We start from the raw sequence: 23105 nt of genomic DNA, 5'->3' as shown, positions 1-23105 counted from the left end.
ATTACATTATGATTAATAGAGAACAAGGAGGGGGCGGTGCTCTCCTCATGCGACCTTGTTCCCCTTCTCCATGGTACTCTTCATTTCTTTGCCGCCATCCGATTGCTTGCCCTTGTTCGTCTTTTCTTCGGCGCCAGGTATATCCTTTAGGGGGAAGATCCTCTTTTTTTCTTTAACGCGGGGAGGGGTGTAGTTTATCTCCACCATCTCCTTCAGATCGAAATATTTCGCCCATTCGTCGGACCCGCTCTTCACCGAATAGAAGACAAAGTACTCCTCATACTCCCACGGCATGTTGACCGCCGGATTTATCTTCGTTGGGTCCGCCCCGTCCAGACTGTACATCCACGACATTATAGCGTGAGGGACCTCGATCTCTCCGGGTTTGTCCTCTTTAACTGACGGGCTCCTCTCTATTATCACGTCAGCGTGCATCTCGCCCAGAATGACCCCGTTTTTTGAACCAAGCTGCTTTTCGGTCTCCGCATCCTCGATCACGAGAGAGTCAATCTCCCATATGTCAGCGCCTGTCTTCGATATCTCAAAGCGGATGATGTCTTCACCATTTATCGGTTTTTGAAGGGCGACCACACATCCTTTATCATCATTGAACTTGGAGCCGAAGACCACTCTCGTGACCTTGGAATCGTTCTTGACGATGTCCATGCGCAACTGCCGGTAAGTGCCCGACCCCCCTTCTCCGCTCTCTTCCGATCCTGCCTTTATCTTAACCTTTATTTTCCTGATGATCTTTTTCGGGGCGGAGCCTTTGAATTTTTTCTTTTTCAGCCCTGTGAATTGGTTCAGGTTCTCGCTGCCGATAAGGCACAGCTTAGATGCGGAGAGGCAAAGGGAGAACGCTTTGAACTCTCCCTCTTTACCGTAGGGATATTCCTTATCTTTGCCGAACTTCTTGAGGTCTGAGTCCAGACGGCCGTAGAACGTTTCTGCGTCCTTGTATCTGTCTTTAAAGAGGGCCTTTATCTTCTTATCATCGAGTTTGGAGTTCTTGGGATCGTACGTCTTTTCAAATCCTTCGTAATCTTTTGGCGAGATGGCCTTCAGAAGGTCCTTTCCGGAAGCGGGACCGGGGCTCTTGAACAGCGGCACTTCGGAGAGCCAGTTCAGATCCAGTTCCTCAGGGTACGTCGCCGCCACTTTACTGAACCAAAGAGGAATGCCGACAACTATGTCGATGCAGCTGTTCTTTATCCATCTGTCCATGCAGTCGGCGATGTGGGATTCGCTCTTTCCCTCTATGAGGCCCTGAAGGGATAACTGCCATGCGATCACCCAGTTCTTTATCACTATGTCTATGTCCTCCAGCCACTGCGAGAGTTCGCCTTTCGCCCCTGCCTCCTGAAGCGCTCTGATCGCCGGTGTTTCGCTCTTGGTGTCATACTGAACATATCCGCATACCTGTTCGCGCAGCCTTGACATCTGGTAGAGCAGCATGTATTTCTCCTGATACAAGGCCAAGCACTCTTCGGAACGCTTTTTGGCGGCGTCATCGGGAATAGGCTCGCCCTTTCTGAATCCGCCGGGCGGCGTATAGGTGCGGCTTTCGATCTTGCCAATCTTCTTTTTGATGCCTTCGGCGTCGGCGAAGCAGTAAACTAAGAAGTCCACCGGCGCTCGCAGTATGCGCTCGGACTCCGGGATTATCTTATCGGTGAGTTTGCTGTCGATGTATGATTCTATGGCAATATGGCGCTGCGCGATGTCGTTCGTGCCTGTCAGGCAGGCGGACCAGCCTCCGGCGTATTCATTTACATAAGAGTTACCGAACATGTCCGTAGCATAGTGCGTCATCGCCCCCAGCAGGAACGCATATGACTGGTCGAACTCTTTTCCCGGAGGCATAGTAAGCAGTTTCTCGTACATGTGTTCCAGCCAGATCCCTGAATCCGTTGGGTGGATGATCAGTCTGCTGAACAGCATATCGGGGAAAATATCCCACCCCGCCGCGCCCGCGCGGAAATATTCCTTGTTGTTCACAATGGCTTCCCGAACTTTCTTCGGCACTTCGAACGTACCGCCTTTGAAAGGGAATATCAGCACGGGGTTGAGATCTTCGCATTTCTTGCCGCCGCACATTTTTTTCTCATCTTCTGCGGCATCGGTCTTTTTAGCGTCTTTTTCGGGAGTGTCAGCTTCTTTAGTGTCCTTTTTGGAAGTGCTGTCGTCCTTGGTTTCTTCCTTTGGAGTGCTGTCGTCCTTGGCTTCCTTGGGGGCATCAGCTTCTTTAGTGTCCTTTTTGGAAGTGCTGTCGTCCTTGGCTTCTTCCTTTGGAGTGCTGTCCTCTGAAGTGCTGCTTTTTGAAGTGTTCTTTTCGGGAGTGCTACTTTTCAAAGTGCCCTCTTCGGAAGTACTTTTCTCGGCATTGTCTTTAGAGGTCTCTTTCTTAGTGGTGCTGTCTTCGGAAGTGCCTTTTTCCGAAGTTTCCTTTTCCTTGGTATCTTCCTTCTTGGTATCTTTTTCCGAAGTTTCCTTTTCCTTGGTATCTTCTTTCTTAGTATCTTTTTCCGAGGTGTCCTTTTTAGAGTCGTCCTTTTCTTTGTTCCCTTTGGAATCCGGCTCCTTGAGCGTTCCGATCTGATATTCGCCTTCGATGGGGGCGATCTCTAGTTTGCCCTCTTTTTCTTCTATTTCCTTTATCAGAAGGTTTGCGACATAAAGGTGGGTGAGCAGTTTCACTTCTTCACCTCATCTTTTTCTGTTTCGGACTCGGCCTTCTTCTTAGAAGTAGCTTTCTTTTCAGGCTCGGCTTCCTTTTCTGGCTCAGTCTTCTTCTCGGACTCAGCTTCCTTTTCAGGTTCTGTCTTCTTTTCTGGTTTGGTTTCCTTTTCTGGCTCAGTCTTCTTCTCGGACTCAGCTTCCTTTTCAGGTTCTGTCTTCTTTTCTGGTTTGGTTTCCTTTTCAGGCTCAGCCTTATTCTCAGACTCAGCTTCCTTTTCAGGTTCTGTCTTCTCCACAGCAAAGGCCTTCTTCTCGGTTTCAGTTTTCTTTTCCGGATCTGACTTGGGATAGAAGATATCGTAGTATATTGCATACTCTTTGTATTCCCATGGCTTAATGACGGGAGGGTCGCTCCCGGCCGGTTCTGCACCTTCCAGGCTGTACCTCCAGGACATCATCTCATGCGGTACCTCCATCTTCTCTTCCTTGAATTTCACTGCGGTCTTCTTAAAGGATAAACTGACGGCCTTCTCGTCGGGGAGGATGAAGTTCTTCTTCGACGCTATTGTCCATCCTGTGTCCGTATCGATAACTTCCAAAGATTCGATGCTCCAGTCGTCCAGGCCGAATTTGGATATCCTGAACTCTTTGATCTGGTCGTAAGGCATTGGTCTCTGCAGAACGATAACACTCTCTTCCTCTGCGGGACTCTTTTCCTGAGGGTTTGATCTGCGACGGATGAGAACCCTCAATTCGGTTTTGTCGACCGCTACTATGTCAAATTTGGCGGGGATGCATATACCGGGTTCGGGTTCCTTGATGTCATCCGATTTTACCACTATCTTCACCCTCAGCCTTCTGACGGCAGACAAAGCTTCCGGGTCTTTGACCTTGAGCTCATCCCTGTGGAGATAGTGGTACAGGTTCTTGTGGCCCATTATACCCAGCTTGGAGGCGGTAAGGCCTAGGGAGAATGCTCGGAATTCTTTTTTAGCATCCCCGTACGGATACGGATCTTTACCGAAATCCCTCATGTCATTGTCCAGTAGCTTGTAGAGGTCGGATGCCTTTTCGTATTTTTGTTTGAAGGCCGTGTTTATCTCCTTGTCTGTGTTTTTCCCCGTTTCGTATTCTTTGTATATTGAACTGTAATGTTCCGGAAACAGCCTTTCGAACGGCTCCTTCCCGCTGCCGGCATCCAACTCTTTTATCGTGGACGATTCCTGCAGTTCCCTAACAGAATGGAATATCTCTTGGATCTCCCCTTTTATTGTGGCATCAAGCTCCTGGACAGAGTCGAGCCAGTCTACCGCACCGGTGATGTTCTTCCAGTTGTCGTCGTACCATTTGCCAATGTTCTTCTTGACCGCTTCGGTGCCCTCTCCGTTCAGGGAGTCCTGCACAACGCCTTCCCACGCCGTTATCCATTCCTTTATAGCTTTGTCGATATCGTCAGCCCATCCCATGATCAGCCCGAACCTGTCTGCCGATGTATGAAGCACATTATCGATGCTCGTCTCTTTCTTTGTATCATAGCGAACGAAACCACGCACTGTGTCGCGGATCTTTGACATGTTGCGTATGAGCATATACCCAGCTCTGTATTGCGACAGATATTTCTCCGAGCGCTTTTCCCGGCCTGTGTCCGCTGTCTCTATATTGATGGATTCCGTCTTTTCGGTTTTGCTTTCCTCAGAAGGTTTCGCTGTTTTGTCATCAGCCTTTTCAGATTTGCTTTCCTCAGAAGGTTTCGCTGTTTTGTCATCAGCCTTTTCAGATTTGCTTTCCTCAGAAGGTTTCGCTGTTTTGTCATCAGCCTTTTCAGATTTGCTTTCCTCGGCGGATTTAGCTGTTTTGTCCTCGGCCTTTTCGGTTTTACTTTCCTCTGTGGACTTGGCTGTCTTGCCCACTGCCATTTCGGCCTCTTTATCCTTGGCCACACTTCCCTTGGATGTGGCTTCTTCTCCCCCTGTCACCGCTTTCTCGGTCTCATTTTCCTTCGGCTTTTCTTTCTGGGTGATCGCGGTATATTTTACCGTACTTTTCATCTTCTCCTCTATGCGATCGATGTCTGAAAAACAGGAAGTGAGGAATTCCGCCGGCACCGATATCTTCCGGTCGTCCTTCGCTACCGCGTCCGATATCTTAGTGTCTATGTACCTTTCCACTGCGATGCGCTGCTCTGCCGCCTCTCCTTTCCAACCGGGGGCATATTCGTTGACATAAGCGCTCCAGAATATCTCCGCCGCATAGTGGGCCATCGTCCCTAATATGAATGCGTACACCTGGTCGCGCATCTTCCCTGCGGCGAGCGCGAGCATCCTTCCGTACATGTACTCCAGCCATATCCCAGAGTCGGAACGGCGGATAATCGTTTTGTTGAAGACGGCATCCGGCATAGCGCCGAATCCCGCCGCACCGCCTCTGAAATACTCTTTGTTCTCCGTGATCGCCTTCATAGCTTTGGGAGGCATCTGGAAAGTGCGGCCCTTTACTGGGAACACGAGCGGTTTCGGAGCTGCCTCCGCCGCCGCTTTCTGGCTGACGGTAAGGAGCGCCTCGGCGTCTGTGTAGGGCTCTGCCAGCGGACCGTTAGTATACTTGCCGTCAATTGGAGGGATGCTCAGTTTTCCGCCTTTCGTTATCTCATCCAGTATGAGATTTGCAGCGTAAAGGTGCGTAAGCGGTCTCATTTACCCCTCCTGTTTTCAAGCACTGGCTCATTCCTCCCCGTTTCCCAGGTATTGTTTTATGTTCTTTATCTCGGCGGCGACAAGCTCCGCCCTTTTCTCGTTAAGTATATGGATTATCTTTTCGAACAGTTCCAGCGCGCCTTTCAGGTCGCCGGACCTTTCCTTCTCGATGCCGGCTTCGAGCGCTGCGATGGATATCTTCTTTTGCAGGGCGTAAGCCTCTTCTTTGCCGTCGCCGGAGGGAAAATACTCTATCGCTGTCTCGATGTGATCGACCGCCTCAGAGATATTCCCCCTTATCATCGACAGATTTGCCAAGGATACCCTCGCCATACCTACTCCCTCCTCATAGCAGAACAGCCTGGACATGTCCTCGACCGTCTTGAACGCCCTTTCGGCGTCGTCATATTCTCCCTTCAGGACAAGGTCGACAGCTGCGTTGTTCAGTGCTTTGAGTCCTTCCGCTAAAAATGTTATCTCATCCATCCCGTTCCCCCTTTATCATATACGATCCTCTTTTTTCTTGTCTTTGCTCAACCCCGACTCTTCCTTGGAGCTGTTCTTTTTGTCTTTGCTCAGGTCCATGTCGTCATCGTCATTTTCTTTGTCTTTCTTCTTGTCTTCCTTTTTGTCTTTCTTCTTGTCCTTGCTCAGATCCATGTCGTCATCATCGTCATCATCGTCTTTGTCGTCGTCATTTTCTTTGTCTTTCTTCTTGTCTTCCTTTTTGTCTTTCTTCTTGTCCTTGCTCAGACCCATGTCGTCATCATCGTCATCATCGTCTTTGTCGTCGTCTTCGTCTTTGTCTTTCTTCTTGTCTTTCTTCTTGTCCTTGCTCAGACCCATGTCGTCATCATCGTCATCATCGTCATCATCGTCTTCGTCGTCGTCATCATCTTTGTCTTTCTTCTTGTCTTTCTTCTTGTCCTTGCTCAGACCCATGTCGTCATCATCATCATCGTCTTCGTCGTCGTCATCATCTTTGTCTTTCTTCTTGTCTTTCTTCTTGTCCTTGCTCAGACCCATGTCGTCATCGTCGTCATCATCGTCTTCGTCGTCGTCTTCATCTTTGTCTTTCTTCTTGTCCTTGCTCAGATCCATGTCGTCGTCTTCATCTTCCTTGTCTTTGCTTAAGCCCGAATCTTCTTCTTCGTCTTCATCTTCCTTGTCCTTCTTTTTGTCCTTGCTTAATTCAGACCTGTCCCCCGAATCTTTTTTGTCTTCGTCCTCTTTTTCCGAGTCGTCCTTCTCCATGGTCTCGTCGTTAGGATCCTTGTCTTTGGAATCATCCATTTCATCCTTCTTGGATTTCTCCGAGTCGTCCTTCTCCATGGCCTCGTCGTTAGGATCCTTGTCTTTGGACTCGTCCATTCCGGCTTTCTTCTTCAGCTTATCAAAGAGACTCTCTTTCTTAGGCTCCTCTGAGTCGTCCTTCTCCATGGCGTCAGCGTTGGGGTCCTTGCCTTTGGACTCGTCCATTTCATCTTTCTTGGATTTCTCCGAGTCGTCCTTTTTCATGGCGTCAGCGTTGGGGTCCTTGCCTTTGGACTCGTCCATTTCATCTTTCTTGGATTTCTCCGAGTCGTCCTTTTTCATGGCGTCAGCGTTGGGGTCCTTGCCTTTGGACTCGTCCATTTCATCTTTCTTGGATTTCTCCGAGTCGTCCTTCTCCATCGTCTTGTTCATGAGGTCCTTTGCTTCGACCAGGATCTTGCTCATAATGTCGTCGACCGCACTCATTACGCGGTCCGTGCTTTCAGCGAGTTCTTTGGGGACTGCGTCTTTGATCTTCGGAAGTATCCTGTCCCTCATTCGGACGTACGCGTCCTCGAAGGTGACGTTCATCATGTTCCCTTCCGGCGTCTCTGCCACGTCGAAGATGTCGGAAAGATCGGCCTTCTTCTTTTCCTTCGGTTTTTCTTCGGAAGGTTTCACCGATGGTTTTTCCGGTTCTTTTTTTGCGTCATCGTATTTTTCTGACAATATCTCATCAAGCAGGGTCGGCCTGAACCCGGCCGTAAGAATACGGTATATGACGTACTCATCATACTCCCAGGGTTTCTTTTCCGGTATCGGTTTTTCTGTGGAGTCCTTACCATCGATGCTGTACAGCCATGACATCAGCCGGTGAGGTATTTCTATCGTCAGCGGATCTTTCGTCCCTTTGGTTATCTCCGCCACCACGGCCGCATCGATGTCCGCGCCATGGTCCGTACCGGACACGACGAGGGAACATCCCTCCAATTTTTTCGCCAGTGCTTCGCTTGCTTTTTTCTCCGCTTCGAGCTTTTCGCGGATCTGCGCCTCGATCTTCTCTTCCTCGGACAGCGTTTCGTCTTTTTTCTTCTCGGTCTTGGATGTCTGAGCAACTGATCCTAGTGCTTCGGCCTTCTTCTTTTCCTGTTCTTCAGCCTTCTTTTTTTCCTCTTCTTCTTTCTTAACCTCTTCCTCAGCCTTCTTCGCATCATATTTCCCGAGGACCTTCCCGGCCTCTTCGTCCTTTATTTCAAAGCCTGAGATCTTCCACTCGAAGGCGCTTGTGTTGAACAGCGTGAAGCGCGTGATATCCTCATAAGGTATGGGTATGGGGAGCTCGATCACCGCCTGCCCGGTCTTTGCGAAATCCCCGGACAACAATGTGGTGTACGCCGCGGTCCTGGTCTTGGTGGATATCTCAAGGCCGCACAGGGTCCTACCGTCGGGAAAAGAGTCTATGAGCTTGGCGTCCGATGTCACGGCCAGCTTCACTTTGCGGAGCACATAAGTGCATTTATCCTCGGCGAACTCCGCTCTGTTGATGTATTTGTTCAGCTCTTTGTAGCCGAACAGGCAGAATTTGGACGCGACGAGAGCGAGGGAGAACGCTTTGAATTCCTTTCCTTCTTCGCCCAGGGGATAGTCCTTCTCTTCGCCGAATCCCTTGAGGTCCGCGCTGATCCTTTCGTATATCTTGTATTCGGCGGGCTCCTCATCCTCTTCGCCTTCTTTCTTCTTGAAGGCCTCCTCGAGGTCTGACTCGATCTTGCTCTCGATCCTCCTCGGCCCGTAGACCGCCACAATCAGCTTTTTAAGGGTCTCGTCGTTAAGCCAGACGTTGTCGGCCGGTATGCATTCGGCGGCAGACTCGCCATTCAGAATATCCTGCGCCAGTTTCTCCCACGTCTTGACCCATTCTACCATCTCGGCCTGCTTTTTCGCTATGTCCTCCGGATAAGAGAGTACATTGGACGCCGCTCTGTATCCGTCGGCAACAATGACGCTCGCGCCGGAGGATTGGGCGCGCGTCTGCGCCAAAGATGCTCCGTTATAGACGGCGAGGACCTTCTCCGACCGTTTCTTATCTTTTATGTTCCTTATCTGGTCTTCGATCCCCTGGCCGTCGGCGAAGCACAATGCCACGAACTTCGACGGGACCGATATCTTCTTGTCGTCGTCTGTGAAGTATATCGATATCTTCCTCTCCACGTACTCGTCTATTAGAAGATGCTTCTTGCCTCTGTCCCCCGTGTAGGAGTCGAACCACCCCCCGGCATATTCGCTCACGTAAGCGCGGAGGAACATGTCCGCAGTAAAATTGACCATCACTCCCAGCACGAAGGCGTATGCCTCGTTCCGTTCCTCTCCTTTCGGGATGGTCTTGAGGCGCTCGAAAAGATATTCAAGCCATATGCCGGAATCCGAGGGGCGGATGACAGACATGCTGAAAGTGATGTCGGGAAGCAGCGTCCCGTATACAACGCCGCCTCTGAAGAACTCCTTTTTGTTCAGAATAAGGTTCTTTACCTCATCGGGAGGGGTATATTCGCCGCCCTTCAGGGGGAAAAAGAGCGGCGGCTCTTCTTTTTTCTGAGACTTCGGCCCGCTCTCTCTGGAAGACTTTGAGTCTTTGTCCTCGGCCTTTTCAGTCTTGCTTTCCTCAGCGGACTTAGCTGTCTTGTCCTCGGCCTTTTCGGTCTTGCTTTCCTCAGCGGACTTAGCTGTCTTGTCCTCGGCCTTTTCGGTCTTGCTTTCCTCAGCGGACTTAGCTGTCTTGTCCTCGGCCTTTTCGGTCTTGCTTTCCTCCGAGGCCTTTGATCCGCTTTCCTCCGAAGATTTTACTTTCTTGTCCTCGGTCTTTTCGGATACTCCCCCTCCGGAGGACTTCGTCTCCTCTTTCGAGGCTTTGGACTCCTCTTCCTTATCTTCCTTTGAAAGCGGCTCCCTCAGGCTGCCTGAGGAATAGCTTCCTTTCACGTCGGGTATCTTGAGCTTGCCTGTTTTCTCCAGCTCACCGATGATGATGTTGGCGAGATAGGCGTGCGTGAGCAATTTCATTATACCATCTCACACCCGCCCGAAACATGCATGCTCTCTGACCCGATGTTCACATTCGTGATCAGTAAGAAGATGATGATTGATTCTCCAGTTCCTTCTTCGCCGCTTCTTCCATGCTCTTCATTTGTACTTCGAACTTATACTGCTCCCTCTGTGCCCTGAGGTCGATGAGACGCTGTATGATCGGGTTCGGAGGCAGCGGCACCAGACGGACGCGGAGCGTGCTTGATGCTTCCTCGTTGAAGCTGTACCTGTTAGTATAGTTGGCGTTCACGGTGGTTGTCCTGACGGTCGACGAGTTGGTGCTGTTCCTGTTGTACCATGTCGCTTTCTTGTTGCTTTCGCTGGTGGATTTGGTCTCGCTCTTATAGTCGGTCGAGGCTTCGGTCTCGCGTGTCATTGAGATCGCCATTTTGACCTCTATTATCGCATCCGTGAACTGATAGAAAGCCGGCTGGAATCCCGCTCCTATCATTGAAGTCTCGATCTCGGTCTCATTGCCTGCCAGATCCAATGCCGGCAAGGACACCGGGTAATTCTTCTTGTCTCCCATCATCGACAGTATCTCGACCGACGACGAGTCTAATTCCGCTTGTGATTTAGCGATCGCTGACGCAACCTGATAAACCATCTCCCCGAAGGGTACATTCAATATCTCTTGTCCTATTCCCATTTTCATTCACCTCATTAACTCGAACTCTCTTCTGCTGCTTTCTCCGCCTCTTTGGCTATCTTATCCGTTTCGGCCTGCATCTTTATTTCGGCCTCTTTTATCTTGAGCTGGTATTCCAGCTGTATCATCTGCCCCTTTATCTCAAGCAGTTTTTGGACAAACGTGCTTGGGGGAACAGGGGTGATCCTCGTCCTGATGAGGCTCGATCCGCTGGCCTCAAAGGAGTACTTGCCCGTATACGAAGCGTTCACCGACGCGGAGAAACAACCGAATCCTCCCTTGGCGGTCGTGGATACGGACGCTTGCGTGCTGGTGGCCATCGTCATTGCCATCTTCACTTCGATGATGGTGTCCGTGAATTGGTAGAAGGTCGGCTGGAAGCCCGCCCCTATCAGCGACGTCTTGATCACGGAGTTGTCGTCTTTGGTCAGATCGGGCAGCTCGATGCTCACTTTCTTCGAGTCGCCCATCATCTTTGCTATGTCGCAGCAGACTTTGTCCATCGCCATTTGTCCTTCCGCTATCGCAGACGCCAGTTTGACCACCATCTCCGGAAAGGGCACGTTCAACAATTCTTTTCCTATATCTGTCATTTTTTATTTCTCCTTCTCTTTCTTCTTTTTTTCTCCTTTTTTTCTTTCTCTTTACTTATCTGGTGGTTGGGGTTGGTCGGGTTACGGCTGTCGCGCGGGGCACCGCCTTCACCGACAGCTTCAGCGGGGTCACTGCCTGTGCGGGTGTGTTGACGTCGGCTGGTTCGAGCGCGAGCTGCCCGTCAGCTTTAGTCACCACCACAGTCTTGAGATCCACCTCCACTTCGCTCATCATATAGCCGATGGGAGATTTGCCCGTGTCCGCCTTTGAATTGAAATTAGTGATGAACCCTCCGAGAACATCTGCGACAGAATCGCCCGTAATGGACGCTGCCGCTGCGGTGCCGTTGGGGCTGAGGCTCCTCGGCTGTGCTACTGTTTGAGCGGCGTTCTTCGACAGCGTACTTACCGCTGCTTTCAGCTCGGCATTCTCTTTTTCCAATGTGCTTACCCTTTCCTCTAGCTCGTCGAGCGTTACTGCCATATCATTTCTCTCCTTTGCCTTTGATTAGTCTCATTTATGGACTCCTGCGGCCTTCTCCGCCGCCGTTTTATCCCGGACGATCGCTGTGATCATCCTTTCGACAGTGATCAGCTCCCCTCCGGGTATTGACTGGGCGATCACCATGCCATCACCGGCTGTCCATACCTCTCCGCTCTTGTCAGTGAAAAATGCATTGACGGAGGCTTCGCCCAAAGCCGCCCTTGCGGACTCCAGATCAAGTCCGACAACATTCGGTACCTGGAGCCTTTCCGGCATAGGCACCGGGACGAATCTTACCCTCAGCGTGCTCTCCTGCACGGTGTCCGTCTTGTAAAGGCTGTTATATTTCGCATTTGACATTGCGGCCTTGATCCTGGTCCTCGGGACCCTTGTAGCTTTGCCGCTGGCGTCGAATTCGACCGTCTCCTCCGTGGACGTGCTGATCTCCATTTTTATCGTGAATTCCGCTTCAGGCATGGCGTACCAAGTGGCCGTCAGACCGTACCCTGAAAGCGTGTCGTCCTCCCAGATCTTCTTCTGTGTCTCCATCGCGCCTATGTCCAGCACCCTCTGGGCACTTGCCAGCCCTTCCCCGATGCTGGTCAGTACACTTTCAATGTCCGAGTAGAACTCTCCGATGGAATTATCCGGGGTTACCAGATTATCTGGGGTCATGTCGCTTACTTCCCTGTGCCTCCCGGCACATAGAATACAAAGAGCGCTTCAAGCTGTTCTTTGCTCAATTTGCCCTTGTTTATTTGATCGTAAATACCTTCCACCACCGCTTTGGCTTTATCCGGATCGCTTTGGCCAGCGACCTCTCTTACGTAGTCGGAGATCTCTGCTTTTATCGAATCGGCTGCGCTCACGAACTTTGCCGCCGCTGCCCCCGTCATCTGTCTGACCTTTATCAGATTCGCTTTGGACGAGTTTATCGGCGGCCACGTTTTAACCCAGCGCGTAAGCTCATCCTTGCCGGCGCTGATCAGATCCGTAAGCGGAGCCCGCAACTTCGGATCTACGTCGTCCATATTGATGGTCGACGCCGGAGGAGTGCTTGGTGTCGGTGGTGCGGGTGGGGTTGAAGGTGTGCTGGGTGCCGGCGTACTTGGTGCAGGTGACGCAGGCGGGGTTGAAGGTGTGCTGGGTGCAGGCGTACTTGGTGCAGGCGTACTTGGTGCAGGCGTACTTGGTGCAGGCGTACTTGGTGCAGGCGTACTTGGCTTTGGTGAAGCGGGCGGTACACCCGTCGTGTTCACCGTTACGACGAGTACCTTTTCGGCCAGCATCACTTCCCCTCCCGGTATGGACTGAAGCGCCACTTTGCCGCTGTCAGCAGTCCATGCCTCTCCCTTTTCGCTTATGAACATCGCGTTGACGGAGGCTCCTGCCAGAGCAGCTCTGGCGGATGCTACCGGACTTCCGACGACATTCGGTATCTTTACGACCGTGGGCATGGGGACAGGTACGAATCTTACCCTCAGCGAGCTTTCCTGTTTGCTTTCTGATTCGTATAAACTGTTGTATTTTGCATTGGAGAGTGCGGCCATCATCTTTACACCGCGCGTCTGGGCTTTCCCAGATACGGTGCCTTCGATCTTCTCTTCTTCGGACACGCCGAGTTCCATCCTCATGTTGAACTCCGCTTCGGGCATCACAAACCAGTTGGCGGAAAGCCCATAGCCTGAGAGCGTTTCATCCTCCAGGATCGCTTTCTGCATCTGTATCGCGCCTATGTCCAATTCTTTTTGGGCATTGGCCAGGCCCCGCCCGAGGCTGGTGAGTATGTCTGTTATATCTGCATAGAAGTCCCCAACGGCCGTTGAGGGAGTGTCCCATGGGCTCGCATTCCCTGAGGGAGGTTTCGGGTCATCGGGCGGTTTTAACGTTATCCCGGGGTTCGGGACCGCTGTGGCCATAGTAGCTTTTTCGGGAATGGTTGCACTTGCGCTCGCAGGGGTTGCCGAAGCGGTTGCAGCCATAGGGGTTACGGTGGCTGCATCTATTTTTTCCGTTTTTTCTGCCGTCGGTGCTGCTGCTTCTTTGGCCGGCGCAACGGTCTCAGCCGCTTTGGCTGTTGCCAAAGGTACGGTAGCTTCTTTGGCCGGCGCAACGGTCTCAGCCGCTTTGGCTGTTGCCAAAGGTACGGTAGCTTCTTTGGTAGGTGTTGTAGCGGCTTCGGCTGTTTTGGCTGCCTCCGCAGCCGTCACACGTGTGGCTGTCACCTTTTCTCTGGCCGCAGTTGCAGTTGCGGCCTTTTTAGCTTCTACCGTCGGTGCGGGTGCTGCTTCTTTGGCCGGAGTAACAGGAGTCGGTGCTGGGGTTGCCTCTTTGGCAGGTGTTGCAGCGGCTTCGACTGTTTTGGCTGCTACCGTCGGTGCGGGTGCTGCTTCTTTGGCCGGAGCAACAGGGGTTGGTGCGGGGGTTGCCTCTTTGACAGGTGTTGCAGCGGCTTCGACTGTTTTGGCCGCTACTGCCGACGCTGGGGTTGCCTCTTTGACAGGTGTTGCAGCGGCTTCGACTGTTTTGGCCGCTACTGCCGACGCTGGGGTTGCCTCTTTGACAGGTGTTGCAGGTTTTTTCGAGACGTCCTCCATGTCGAACACGAAGCGTTCCTTCAACTGATCTTGGCTCATTTTGCCTGAGCTTATCAAACTGTATATCTCTTCCACCGCTGCCGTTGCACTTTCAGCAGTGGTGTTATTGGCCAGCGCTTTCACGTTGTCGTGGACGTCGATCCCTGCCGATTTTGCGGTGTCCACAACTTTCAACGCCGCTGCCGCCACCATCTGTCTGACCTTTATCAGGTTCGCCTTGGACGAGGTTATCGGCGGCCATGTTTTCACCCAACGCGTGATTTCATCTTGGGCGAGTGTTTTCAAATCGGAAAAGTAGGCATCCAACTGCGCATTGCCTGTAGACAACTTTTTCAACCCCAATATAAGTATAAGTATTGAGTTATAAATAGAATATAGTGTCAAATTCCCTGCAGCGTTTGTACAAATAGAGAAAAACGCCTTTACTTTTGGTTTTTTGGAAAGAAAAGAGGAGGAATGTGTTCGCATGTGGATATATGGTGTGCTGTCTTCTTTTGAGCGCGAGCGCCGGCGCAAACCCCGATCTATATTCGTCAACAATAGAAGCTTGTTGTCCGAGCTTGCCGCAGCGGAAAAAAGCGCATTCTCAATCTCTTAGAAAAAACAGAGGTTTTGCCGAGGTCCGGGTCGGACGCCTGAGCGAACGGCAATACACATAGCCAGATATATAGAAATGCTATTGAGAACAGAGACTTTACCATTCGGGATGGTCCTTCTCTATATGAACTTGCGTCTGCTCAAATGGTGATGAATTCCTATATATGCGCGCTCAGCGAATGGCGCCTAAGATCCTTACCTTGCTTGCGAGTGTGCTCCCTCTAATATATTCATTAACGCTGTGGTAACTGCATGGCAAAAAAGAAGAACGGCGGGAAACCCTCCCAAAATAAGGCGGGAAAGGGCAAAGGTTCACCCGATGCATACGGTGATGATGAGGCCGCGGCGGTCAGGGATCATATCGGGAACAGGTTCGGAAAATACAGGACCGCTTTCGGCGAGACCTTCCCCAACGGCGCCCGCGTGGACATTGCGATCATCGACCCTACGCCGGAACGCAACTTCTACACTTTAATTACGATCGGGGCAGGCGCACACAGGATGGATGTTCCTCCTGAGATGGCGGATGCCGATCTCGACCGGGCGGAATTCATGATATGCCTCCCGCCCGATTGGGACGTCGACTCTGAGGAAGAGATGTGGCATTGGCCGATCCAGTGGCTGAAAATATCGGCCAGACTTTCTTTTGAACCGGAGATCTGGCTTTGGTGGGGGCAGACCATGCCCTTGTGGGGGGCCGCTCCCGACGACGTCGCTTTCAGTCACACCGTGCTCATACCTCCCGCATTGTTCGACGAAGACGCCATCTTATGCCGGCTCCCCGACGGCAAGGGGATCAACTTCCTCCAGATACTGCCGATCTATGACGATGAGATGTACTACCTGGAAGAGAACGGGTTCGAAGCCTTCCTGGAACTTTGGGAGTCCGCTGAATCCGACGAGGATCTCGGCGTGATCGATATCGGCAGAGAGAGCATCTGCGGAGGGCCCGGCTCAATAGACGATATGACGCCGTTCACGACAAGGGTCAAGATGTTCTGGGGCTGGTTCTCGGAGAACGAAGAGGCTCTCTCAAAGGTGAACGATGGCCGTTCCCTGTACGAAGCCGATGACATAACTTCTTCTCTGGCCGAGGGGGCCGGGCTGATCTCCGGGGACCTTGTCTGCGGTATCGTGGGGAAGAATGAGATGGCCTTCAAGGTCAAAGGCAACGAGTGCCTGTTCTATCTCCTTCCGTACCTGGTATCCAAAATGCCGGAAAGGTACAAAGGCAAATGGAAGGTCCACCCCTATACGCCGGGTACGGGGGGAGAACCGTACGTCCTTGAGGCGGCCGGCCGCAAGGTAAGTTCCGATGAGATCATGATCTCGCTGGAGGATGACTGCGAGGGTGAAGGTACCGCCGTATGTTTCCATGATAAGGAGTTCGCCGCGCTTGATGAGGACGTGAAATATCCGATCCTTTATTCCATTATGTGCGAAATCACAGGAGACCTGCTGCCGCACATATGCGTAACGGACATAAGATGTCCGGACGCCCCGGCGGACGATATGTTCCCCCTGACCGAACTTGAGAAAAGGTTAGAGGAGATCGCAAAGGAGAAGGGCGTGCTGGAGGAACCGTCGGAATCGTTCGTCCAGTATGAGCTCGACCCGACCGGCTTACCGGAGCTTAGGTCGGATATCTCAAAGGGCATCACCTGTTATCCGGAACTGATATATGACTACCGCAATGAGGATCATACCGCTTACTTCAACTCGGTGAAGTGCGGAGCGGTGCCTGCGTTCGTCTTCTTCATGACAAAAGAAGAGGATCGGGACATTCTGCTGGAAGAATGCGAGGCTGTAGCAAAGGCTTTGGAAGAGAACGCCCTCGGCGGAAAGGGGAGCGGGGACGAGATCGGGATCATCCTGGGATATGCCGTCGGGGATATGTGCGGCTACATAGACATGATGCTTTTCGACGAGTGGGAGTTCATAGAGGAAAGGGCAATGGACGCGCTGAAACCCTTGGGTCACGTTTTCTGCATAGGGAACTTCGAACCTGGCCGCGGAACGATCTATCTGGGCACCGGGGACGGCGCGGACCTGCGCAGTGAACTCCTCCTCCTGCAGGACTATGACGAATACGGCGTGATCATCGAAGCGATCGAAGAATCCGTACCGGCCGATGAACGGGGTCTCGAACTCACGGTCATATATGCTGCATCATTGACCAGTCTGGGCCATATAGAAGAGGCGGTCCGGCTCCTTCGGGAAACAGAGGACGAAGGAAAGGACGACATCCCCTGGAATATCACGATAGGGACCTCCCTGCTCCTCTCCGGAGCGGCTGATGAGGCGGTCGAACACTTCCAAAAATGCATAGATCTAGGTCACAACGACGAAGATATGAAAATGATGCTTGAACTGAGCCGCACGCTGAGCGAGCCTGCGGCCGGGAAGAAAGACGCGAAAAAGAAAAAATGAGGTCTGCGGGACCGCAGCGAGAAAAACAATAGATATTCGCACCCCATACCTCTCGTGTGGATCCAAGGCTCGATGAGATGATGAGGGAGCATCCCTGCTATAACAAGGAGGCTCACACAAAGTTCGCGCGGATGCATGTCCCCGTCGCGCCGAAGTGCAACATTCAATGCAATTACTGCAACAGGAAGTACGACTGCAGTAACGAGTCCAGACCGGGGGTGACCAGCGAGGTCCTTTCTCCGGAGGAGGCGGTGGGGAAGATAAGGATCGTGAAAGAGAAGATACCTTATCTGAAGGTTATAGGCATAGCCGGCCCGGGGGATCCCCTGGCGAACGAGGAGACATTCCGTACTCTGGAGCTTGTCAGAGGAGAGTTCCCCGAATTGACGTTATGCGTTTCGACGAACGGTCTGGCTCTCCCTGAGAACGCACAGCGGCTGTATGACCTGGGCGTAAGGTTCCTGACCGTCACCATGAACGCCTCCGACCCTTCGGTCGGAGAATCGGTCTACGGCAGTGTGCGTTGGAAGGGAAAAATATATACGGGGAAAGAAGGCGCGGAGATACTTCTGAAGAACCAGCTGGAAGGCGTCAGGATGTGCGTCGATCTGGGCATGATGGTGAAGATCAACATCGTCATGATACCGGGGATCAACGACGAACATATCCCGGAGCTGGTGAAGAAGGTGAAGTCCCTCGGCGTATACATCGTGAACATCCTCCCTTTGATACCGGTGGACGGTACGAAATTCAGCGGCAGGAGGGCGCCGACCCCGGAAGAGAGGAAGAAACTGATGGACCGATGCGAGCTTGACGTCAGGATGATGAGACATTGTAAACAATGCAGGGCGGACGCGGTCGGACTTCTGGGGGAAGACAGGTCACCGGAGTTCGCAAGGATGGGTTCCTGCCAGGCGGCATGCGGCCCGTCGGCGGAGAACTCGATGCCCTCCTTGATGAGGATCGAGGAGGACGGCCCGGTAAGGATGGCGGTCGCCACTTCCGACGGGGAGAACATCGACAGCGGGTTCGGGAACGCTTCGCGTTTCGATGTTTACTCCGTATCTAACGGCAAGGCGGAATTCATCAGGACGGTCGATATCGACACGTCAGGGCAGGTCTCCGGCGGCTCGCACAAAGAGCACATCGAGAACACAGCGGCCCTTCTGAACGATTGTTCGGTGATCATTGTGAAGGAGATAGGCCCTATGCCGTCCGGACTGCTGGCGGAAAGGGGCAAGACCGTGCGTATTTCCTCCGGAGAGATCGGAAAGGGAACGTTCGGAACGGATTGATGTTTTCCGCTCAAAAAATGAACGTAACGTTTTTAATCACCACCTTATTTCCTTTTTCAGAAGGCATATCATGGACGCTCAGGAACTCAGGGACGCATATGTGAATTTCTTTGTCGAAAGAGGGCACACTTACATCAGGTCAGCTTCGCTGATACCGGAGAACGATCCCACCGTGCTTTTCACAACGGCGGGCATGCATCCTCTGGTCCCGTACCTTCTGGGGGAGAAACACCCCGGAGGAAAGAGACTGGTGAACTTCCAGAAATGCATAAGGACAGGGGACATCGAGGAGGTGGGCGACGCTTCGCATCTTACGTTCTTCGAAATGCTCGGGAACTGGTCCCTGGGGGACTACTTCAAAAAAGAATCGATAGAATTCAGCTATGACCTTCTGAAGGATGTTTTGAAAATAGGAAGGGATCAGCTTGCGGTCACGGCGTTCGAAGGGGAGGAAGACATTCCCAAGGACGATGAGACCGCGGAGCAATGGAGAAGCCACGGGTTCACGGATGACCGGATATTCTTCTACGGAAGGAAGGACAACTGGTGGGGTCCCGCGGGGCAGACCGGACCCTGCGGACCGGACACGGAGATATTCTTCGACAACGGCCAAAAGAAATGCGGCCCTGACTGCGGGCCGGCGTGCAGATGCGGCAAGTACACGGAGATATGGAACAACGTCTTCATGCAGTACAATAAGGATAAGGACGGAAAGTTCACACCGCTGAAGCAGCAGAATGTGGACACCGGCATGGGGCTGGAGAGAGTGCTTTGTGTGGTGAACGGTCTGGAAACGGTGTACGACACGTCGCTGTTCACCGGAATAATAGGAAAGCTTGAGGAATTATCCGGAAAGAAGTACAAGGACGATATGCGGTCGTTCAGGATAATAGCCGACCACCTGAGGGCGTCTACGTTCCTCCTGGGGGACGGAGTGGTCCCATCGAAGATGGGACAGGGATACATCCTCAGGAGATTGATCAGAAGAGCGAGCAGATACATGTCGAACATAGGGATCGAGGGGGTGAACATGCGGAGCGTCTCCGAGGTCATCATCTCTGAATACTCGGCGGCGTATCCGGAGCTAGAGAAGAATAAGGACACTATCTGCGCTCAGATAACCGCCGAGGAGGAAAAATTCCACAAGACCCTGAGGAAGGGGCTGAGGAGGTTCGACGAGATGATCTCTGAGGGTGGGGGATCAAAAGAGCTTGAAGGCGAAGCGGTGTTCAGGCTGTACGACACGTTCGGGTTCCCAATCGAGCTTACGCAGGAGCTTGCGGCGGAGAAAGGCTACACCGTGAACGTCGATGATTTCAACAACCGTTTCAAAGAACATCAGGAAAAATCCCGCGCGGGTTCCGACCAGATATTCAAAGGCGGCTTGGCGGATGCGAGCAATCAAACCACCAGATTACACACAGCCACACATCTCCTGAACGCGGCGCTGAAGAAGTTCGTCGATCCGAACATCAAGCAGAAAGGATCGAACATCACAGCCGAGAGACTAAGGTTCGATTTCAATCTTGACAGGAAAGTTGAGCCTGACGAGCTTAAGGCTATTGAAGACTACATCAACCAGGTCATAAAAGCCGATATCCCAGTGGTATGTGAGGAGATCCCCTATGAGGAGGCCAAAGAAAGGAACGCCGAAGGCGTATTCCATGAGAAGTACGGAGAACTCGTGAAGGTATACTCAATAGGTGATGTTTCCATTGAGCTCTGCGGCGGACCCCATGTGCGCAGCACCGGGGAAATCGGCTGTTTCAAGATCACTAAGGAAGAGAGTTCTGCTGCAGGCGTGAGAAGGATTAAGGCTGTTGTTGAATAAGTGTGGCAAACACATATCAAAATAATTTGTTATCTTGCCCATATCTGCCAGAGTGAGTTTTGACGCTCGGTTATGTATCCTGCCATAAGTGACTACGTACTATAAAGAGTGGAATGGATATGATAGCTTCATTGTGAGTTTGAGAGTGTTGTATCTACAAACAGTAGAGATTCAAATGAGTTTTGACCATAACCCTGATGGTTCGTCACCCAACATCTACAAACAGTAGAGATTCAAATGAGTTTTGACCCTGGGGCAGACCTCATTACCTCATATCTACAAACAGTAGAGATTCAAATGAGTTTTGACTTTGGTCGTTGATCTGGTTGACGACAAATCTACAAACAGTAGAGATTCAAATGAGCTTTGACGGATGGTAGCACGCACAGTCGTGATTATCTACAAACAGTAGAGATTCAAATGAGTTTTGACTATGAAGCTCTGGTCGGGTCGAATGACGCATTAATCTACAAACAGTAGAGATTCAAATGAGTTTTGACTATATGGAGTGGCCGAGGCTCCTTGATCTACAAACAGTAGAGATTCAAATGAGTTTTGACGATGAAGGGACAGTGACACCACATCACAATCTACAAACAGTAGAGATTCAAATGAGTTTTGACCCTAACAGACATAGCGATCAGCCATGAAATCTACAAACAGTAGAGATTCAAATGAGTTTTGACGGACAGAGGAGTTGACGGGGAGAAAGATCTACAAACAGTAGAGATTCAAATGAGTTTTGACGATGAATGCAGCGATCAGCTTCACCCAATCTACAAACAGTAGAGATTCAAATGAGTTTTGACACTTCCAAAAAATGTACGCCGTAGCAATCTACAAACAGTAGAGATTCAAATGAGTTTTGACCAGACATAAGCGTATCATAGTCCTCCTATCTACAAACAGTAGAGATTCAAATGAGTTTTGACCATCAGGTCGCTGTCGTGGTGCCTTCATCTACAAACAGTAGAGATTCAAATGAGTTTTGACCGTGAAAGAATTGACACCTGATCATATATCTACAAACAGTAGAGATTCAAATGAGTTTTGACATAGATCCGTTGTGATCACATGATCCATCTACAAACAGTAGAGATTCAAATGAGTTTTGACTGAGGGCGCGGCTGTGGGACGGTACCATCTACAAACAGTAGAGATTCAAATGAGTTTTGACGCGAGGTCGCGGTGTGACTTCGTTCGATCTACAAACAGTAGAGATTCAAATGAGTTTTGACGATACGCTGGCTTGGGCTATCACCGGATCTACAAACAGTAGAGATTCAAATGAGTTTTGACAGGCAAAGGCTGATGGGGTTCTTTTCATCTACAAACAGTAGAGATTCAAATGAGTTTTGACGCTGCTGTCAAAATGGCGGCAACAATCATCTACAAACAGTAGAGATTCAAATGAGTTTTGACTCCCGCGCTTCTTACCTTTTCTCTTACATCTACAAACAGTAGAGATTCAAATGAGTTTTGACACGGTTTCTCCGAGGGAATAATTCAATCTACAAACAGTAGAGATTCAAATGAGTTTTGACAAAGTATATTTCGCTATGAATACGGCCATCTACAAACAGTAGAGATTCAAATGAGTTTTGACGAAAAAGGCTGTGGCAATTGCTCGAATCTACAAACAGTAGAGATTCAAATGAGTTTTGACGGCATATAATGCGGAGGGCCAGGATGTATCTACAAACAGTAGAGATTCAAATGAGTTTTGACTGTGATGGCAAAATACCCTATGAAAAATCTACAAACAGTAGAGATTCAAATGAGTTTTGACTGTCTCGCGGCAACTTGGCGACAGCTAATCTACAAACAGTAGAGATTCAAATGAGTTTTGACATACCCCTCCGCCCTCATAGTGGCCCGATCTACAAACAGTAGAGATTCAAATGAGTTTTGACGGTGCCGATATTGTGTAGATGTATCATCTACAAACAGTAGAGATTCAAATGAGTTTTGACCGCGGGATATTGATCGCGCAGTACCAATCTACAAACAGTAGAGATTCAAATGAGTTTTGACTTTCAAAACTCCAAGGGCGGAGGGAAATCTACAAACAGTAGAGATTCAAATGAGTTTTGACCCCGCCGCGATGATAGAGTTGATAATCATCTACAAACAGTAGAGATTCAAATGAGTTTTGACCCCCTGATGATCTTTTCCTGGTTCCCATCTACAAACAGTAGAGATTCAAATGAGTTTTGACATACTCTATCGCAGAGCGGAACACCAATCTACAAACAGTAGAGATTCAAATGAGTTTTGACGGTCTTTTTTCTGGGCGGTTTTTCGCAATCTACAAACAGTAGAGATTCAAATGAGTTTTGACCATTTACTAACGGCTGTATTTTCGCAATCTACAAACAGTAGAGATTCAAATGAGTTTTGACTCTTCGATTCTGCCTTCACACCCTCATCTACAAACAGTAGAGATTCAAATGAGTTTTGACGGCGGAGATGACATGCTATTGTCTTGGATCTACAAACAGTAGAGATTCAAATGAGTTTTGACGACCCTCCAAACGTTGCTGTACTGCGGATCTACAAACAGTAGAGATTCAAATGAGTTTTGACCCTGACGAGTGTCCTGAGTGTGAAGGATCTACAAACAGTAGAGATTCAAATGAGTTTTGACGACAGGTAGGAGGAGGGGGTGAAGCATCTACAAACAGTAGAGATTCAAATGAGTTTTGACCCTTGCAGGCTCGTGCACAGGCAGCGATCTACAAACAGTAGAGATTCAAATGAGTTTTGACATTGTAAGAGGGGTTTGCATTGGCTCATATCTACAAACAGTAGAGATTCAAATGAGTTTTGACGAGGGAGTAGAAGGCCGCGCCGTTGATATCTACAAACAGTAGAGATTCAAATGAGTTTTGACTTCCAATAGAGGACGTGCAGGCCATG

General features: G+C 50.6%; 12 protein-coding genes and 1 CRISPR repeat array (1 of these 13 running past the window's edge). Of the genes, 3 read left to right on the top strand and 9 right to left on the bottom strand.

What is annotated here, in order from left to right:
* Positions 1–45 precede the first annotated feature (45 nt).
* The 9 genes from FWG96_01660 to FWG96_01620 all read right to left on the bottom strand — a co-directional run bounded on the left by FWG96_01660 (position 46) and on the right by FWG96_01620 (position 14282).
* The gene (locus FWG96_01660) at positions 46–2697 is read right to left on the bottom strand and encodes a hypothetical protein (protein ID MCL2031968.1); all 2652 of its coding nucleotides are present in this window, start codon (positions 2695–2697) and stop codon (positions 46–48) included.
* Positions 2694–5372 carry a hypothetical protein gene (locus tag FWG96_01655; GenBank protein ID MCL2031967.1) on the bottom strand — a complete coding sequence of 893 codons (2679 nt, stop codon included), beginning with the start codon at positions 5370–5372 and terminating at the stop codon, positions 2694–2696. The genes FWG96_01660 and FWG96_01655 overlap by 4 nt, the downstream gene beginning before the upstream one ends.
* A 27-nt stretch (positions 5373–5399) precedes the next feature.
* Positions 5400–5858, bottom strand: coding sequence for a hypothetical protein (locus FWG96_01650; GenBank protein ID MCL2031966.1), 459 nt, complete (start codon positions 5856–5858; stop codon positions 5400–5402).
* A gap of 15 nt (positions 5859–5873) precedes the next feature.
* Positions 5874–9686 (bottom strand): hypothetical protein, encoded by a 3813-nt coding sequence (locus tag FWG96_01645; GenBank protein MCL2031965.1) that lies wholly within the window; start codon positions 9684–9686, stop codon positions 5874–5876.
* Between the two features lie 61 nt (positions 9687–9747).
* Positions 9748–10359 carry a hypothetical protein gene (locus FWG96_01640; GenBank protein ID MCL2031964.1) on the bottom strand — a complete coding sequence of 204 codons (612 nt, stop codon included), beginning with the start codon at positions 10357–10359 and terminating at the stop codon, positions 9748–9750.
* A gap of 14 nt (positions 10360–10373) precedes the next feature.
* Complete coding sequence (locus tag FWG96_01635; protein MCL2031963.1) at positions 10374–10952, bottom strand: hypothetical protein; 579 nt, start codon at positions 10950–10952, stop codon at positions 10374–10376.
* 55 nt (positions 10953–11007) lie between these two features.
* Positions 11008–11436 carry a bZIP transcription factor gene (locus FWG96_01630; GenBank protein ID MCL2031962.1) on the bottom strand — a complete coding sequence of 143 codons (429 nt, stop codon included), beginning with the start codon at positions 11434–11436 and terminating at the stop codon, positions 11008–11010.
* 30 nt (positions 11437–11466) lie between these two features.
* Complete coding sequence (locus FWG96_01625; GenBank protein ID MCL2031961.1) at positions 11467–12111, bottom strand: PASTA domain-containing protein; 645 nt, start codon at positions 12109–12111, stop codon at positions 11467–11469.
* Between the two features lie 5 nt (positions 12112–12116).
* Complete coding sequence (locus FWG96_01620; GenBank protein ID MCL2031960.1) at positions 12117–14282, bottom strand: hypothetical protein; 2166 nt, start codon at positions 14280–14282, stop codon at positions 12117–12119.
* A 600-nt stretch (positions 14283–14882) separates the two neighbouring features.
* On the opposite strand from FWG96_01620, the gene FWG96_01615 reads away from it, so the two are divergent.
* The 3 genes from FWG96_01615 (at position 14883) to FWG96_01605 (ending at position 20186) form a co-directional block, all read left to right on the top strand.
* Positions 14883–17060 (top strand): suppressor of fused domain protein, encoded by a 2178-nt coding sequence (locus FWG96_01615; protein MCL2031959.1) that lies wholly within the window; start codon positions 14883–14885, stop codon positions 17058–17060.
* 56 nt (positions 17061–17116) lie between these two features.
* Complete coding sequence (gene nifB / locus FWG96_01610) at positions 17117–18355, top strand: nitrogenase cofactor biosynthesis protein NifB (protein ID MCL2031958.1); 1239 nt, start codon at positions 17117–17119, stop codon at positions 18353–18355.
* A gap of 70 nt (positions 18356–18425) precedes the next feature.
* On the top strand, positions 18426–20186 hold the full coding sequence (locus tag FWG96_01605) for an alanine--tRNA ligase (protein MCL2031957.1): 1761 nt from the start codon (positions 18426–18428) through the stop codon (positions 20184–20186).
* Positions 20187–20338: 152 nt separating this feature from the next.
* Positions 20339–23105: a CRISPR direct-repeat array (repeat unit 35 nt; unit sequence ATCTACAAACAGTAGAGATTCAAATGAGTTTTGAC); it runs 1634 nt beyond the window's last position.

The sequence above is a fragment of the Candidatus Methanoplasma cognatum genome (genome assembly GCA_009777615.1).
GTDB lineage: Archaea > Thermoplasmatota > Thermoplasmata > Methanomassiliicoccales > Methanomethylophilaceae > Methanoplasma > Methanoplasma cognatum.
Note: the sequence above shows the minus strand (reverse complement) of the source record. Positions and strands in the feature narration are given on the sequence as shown.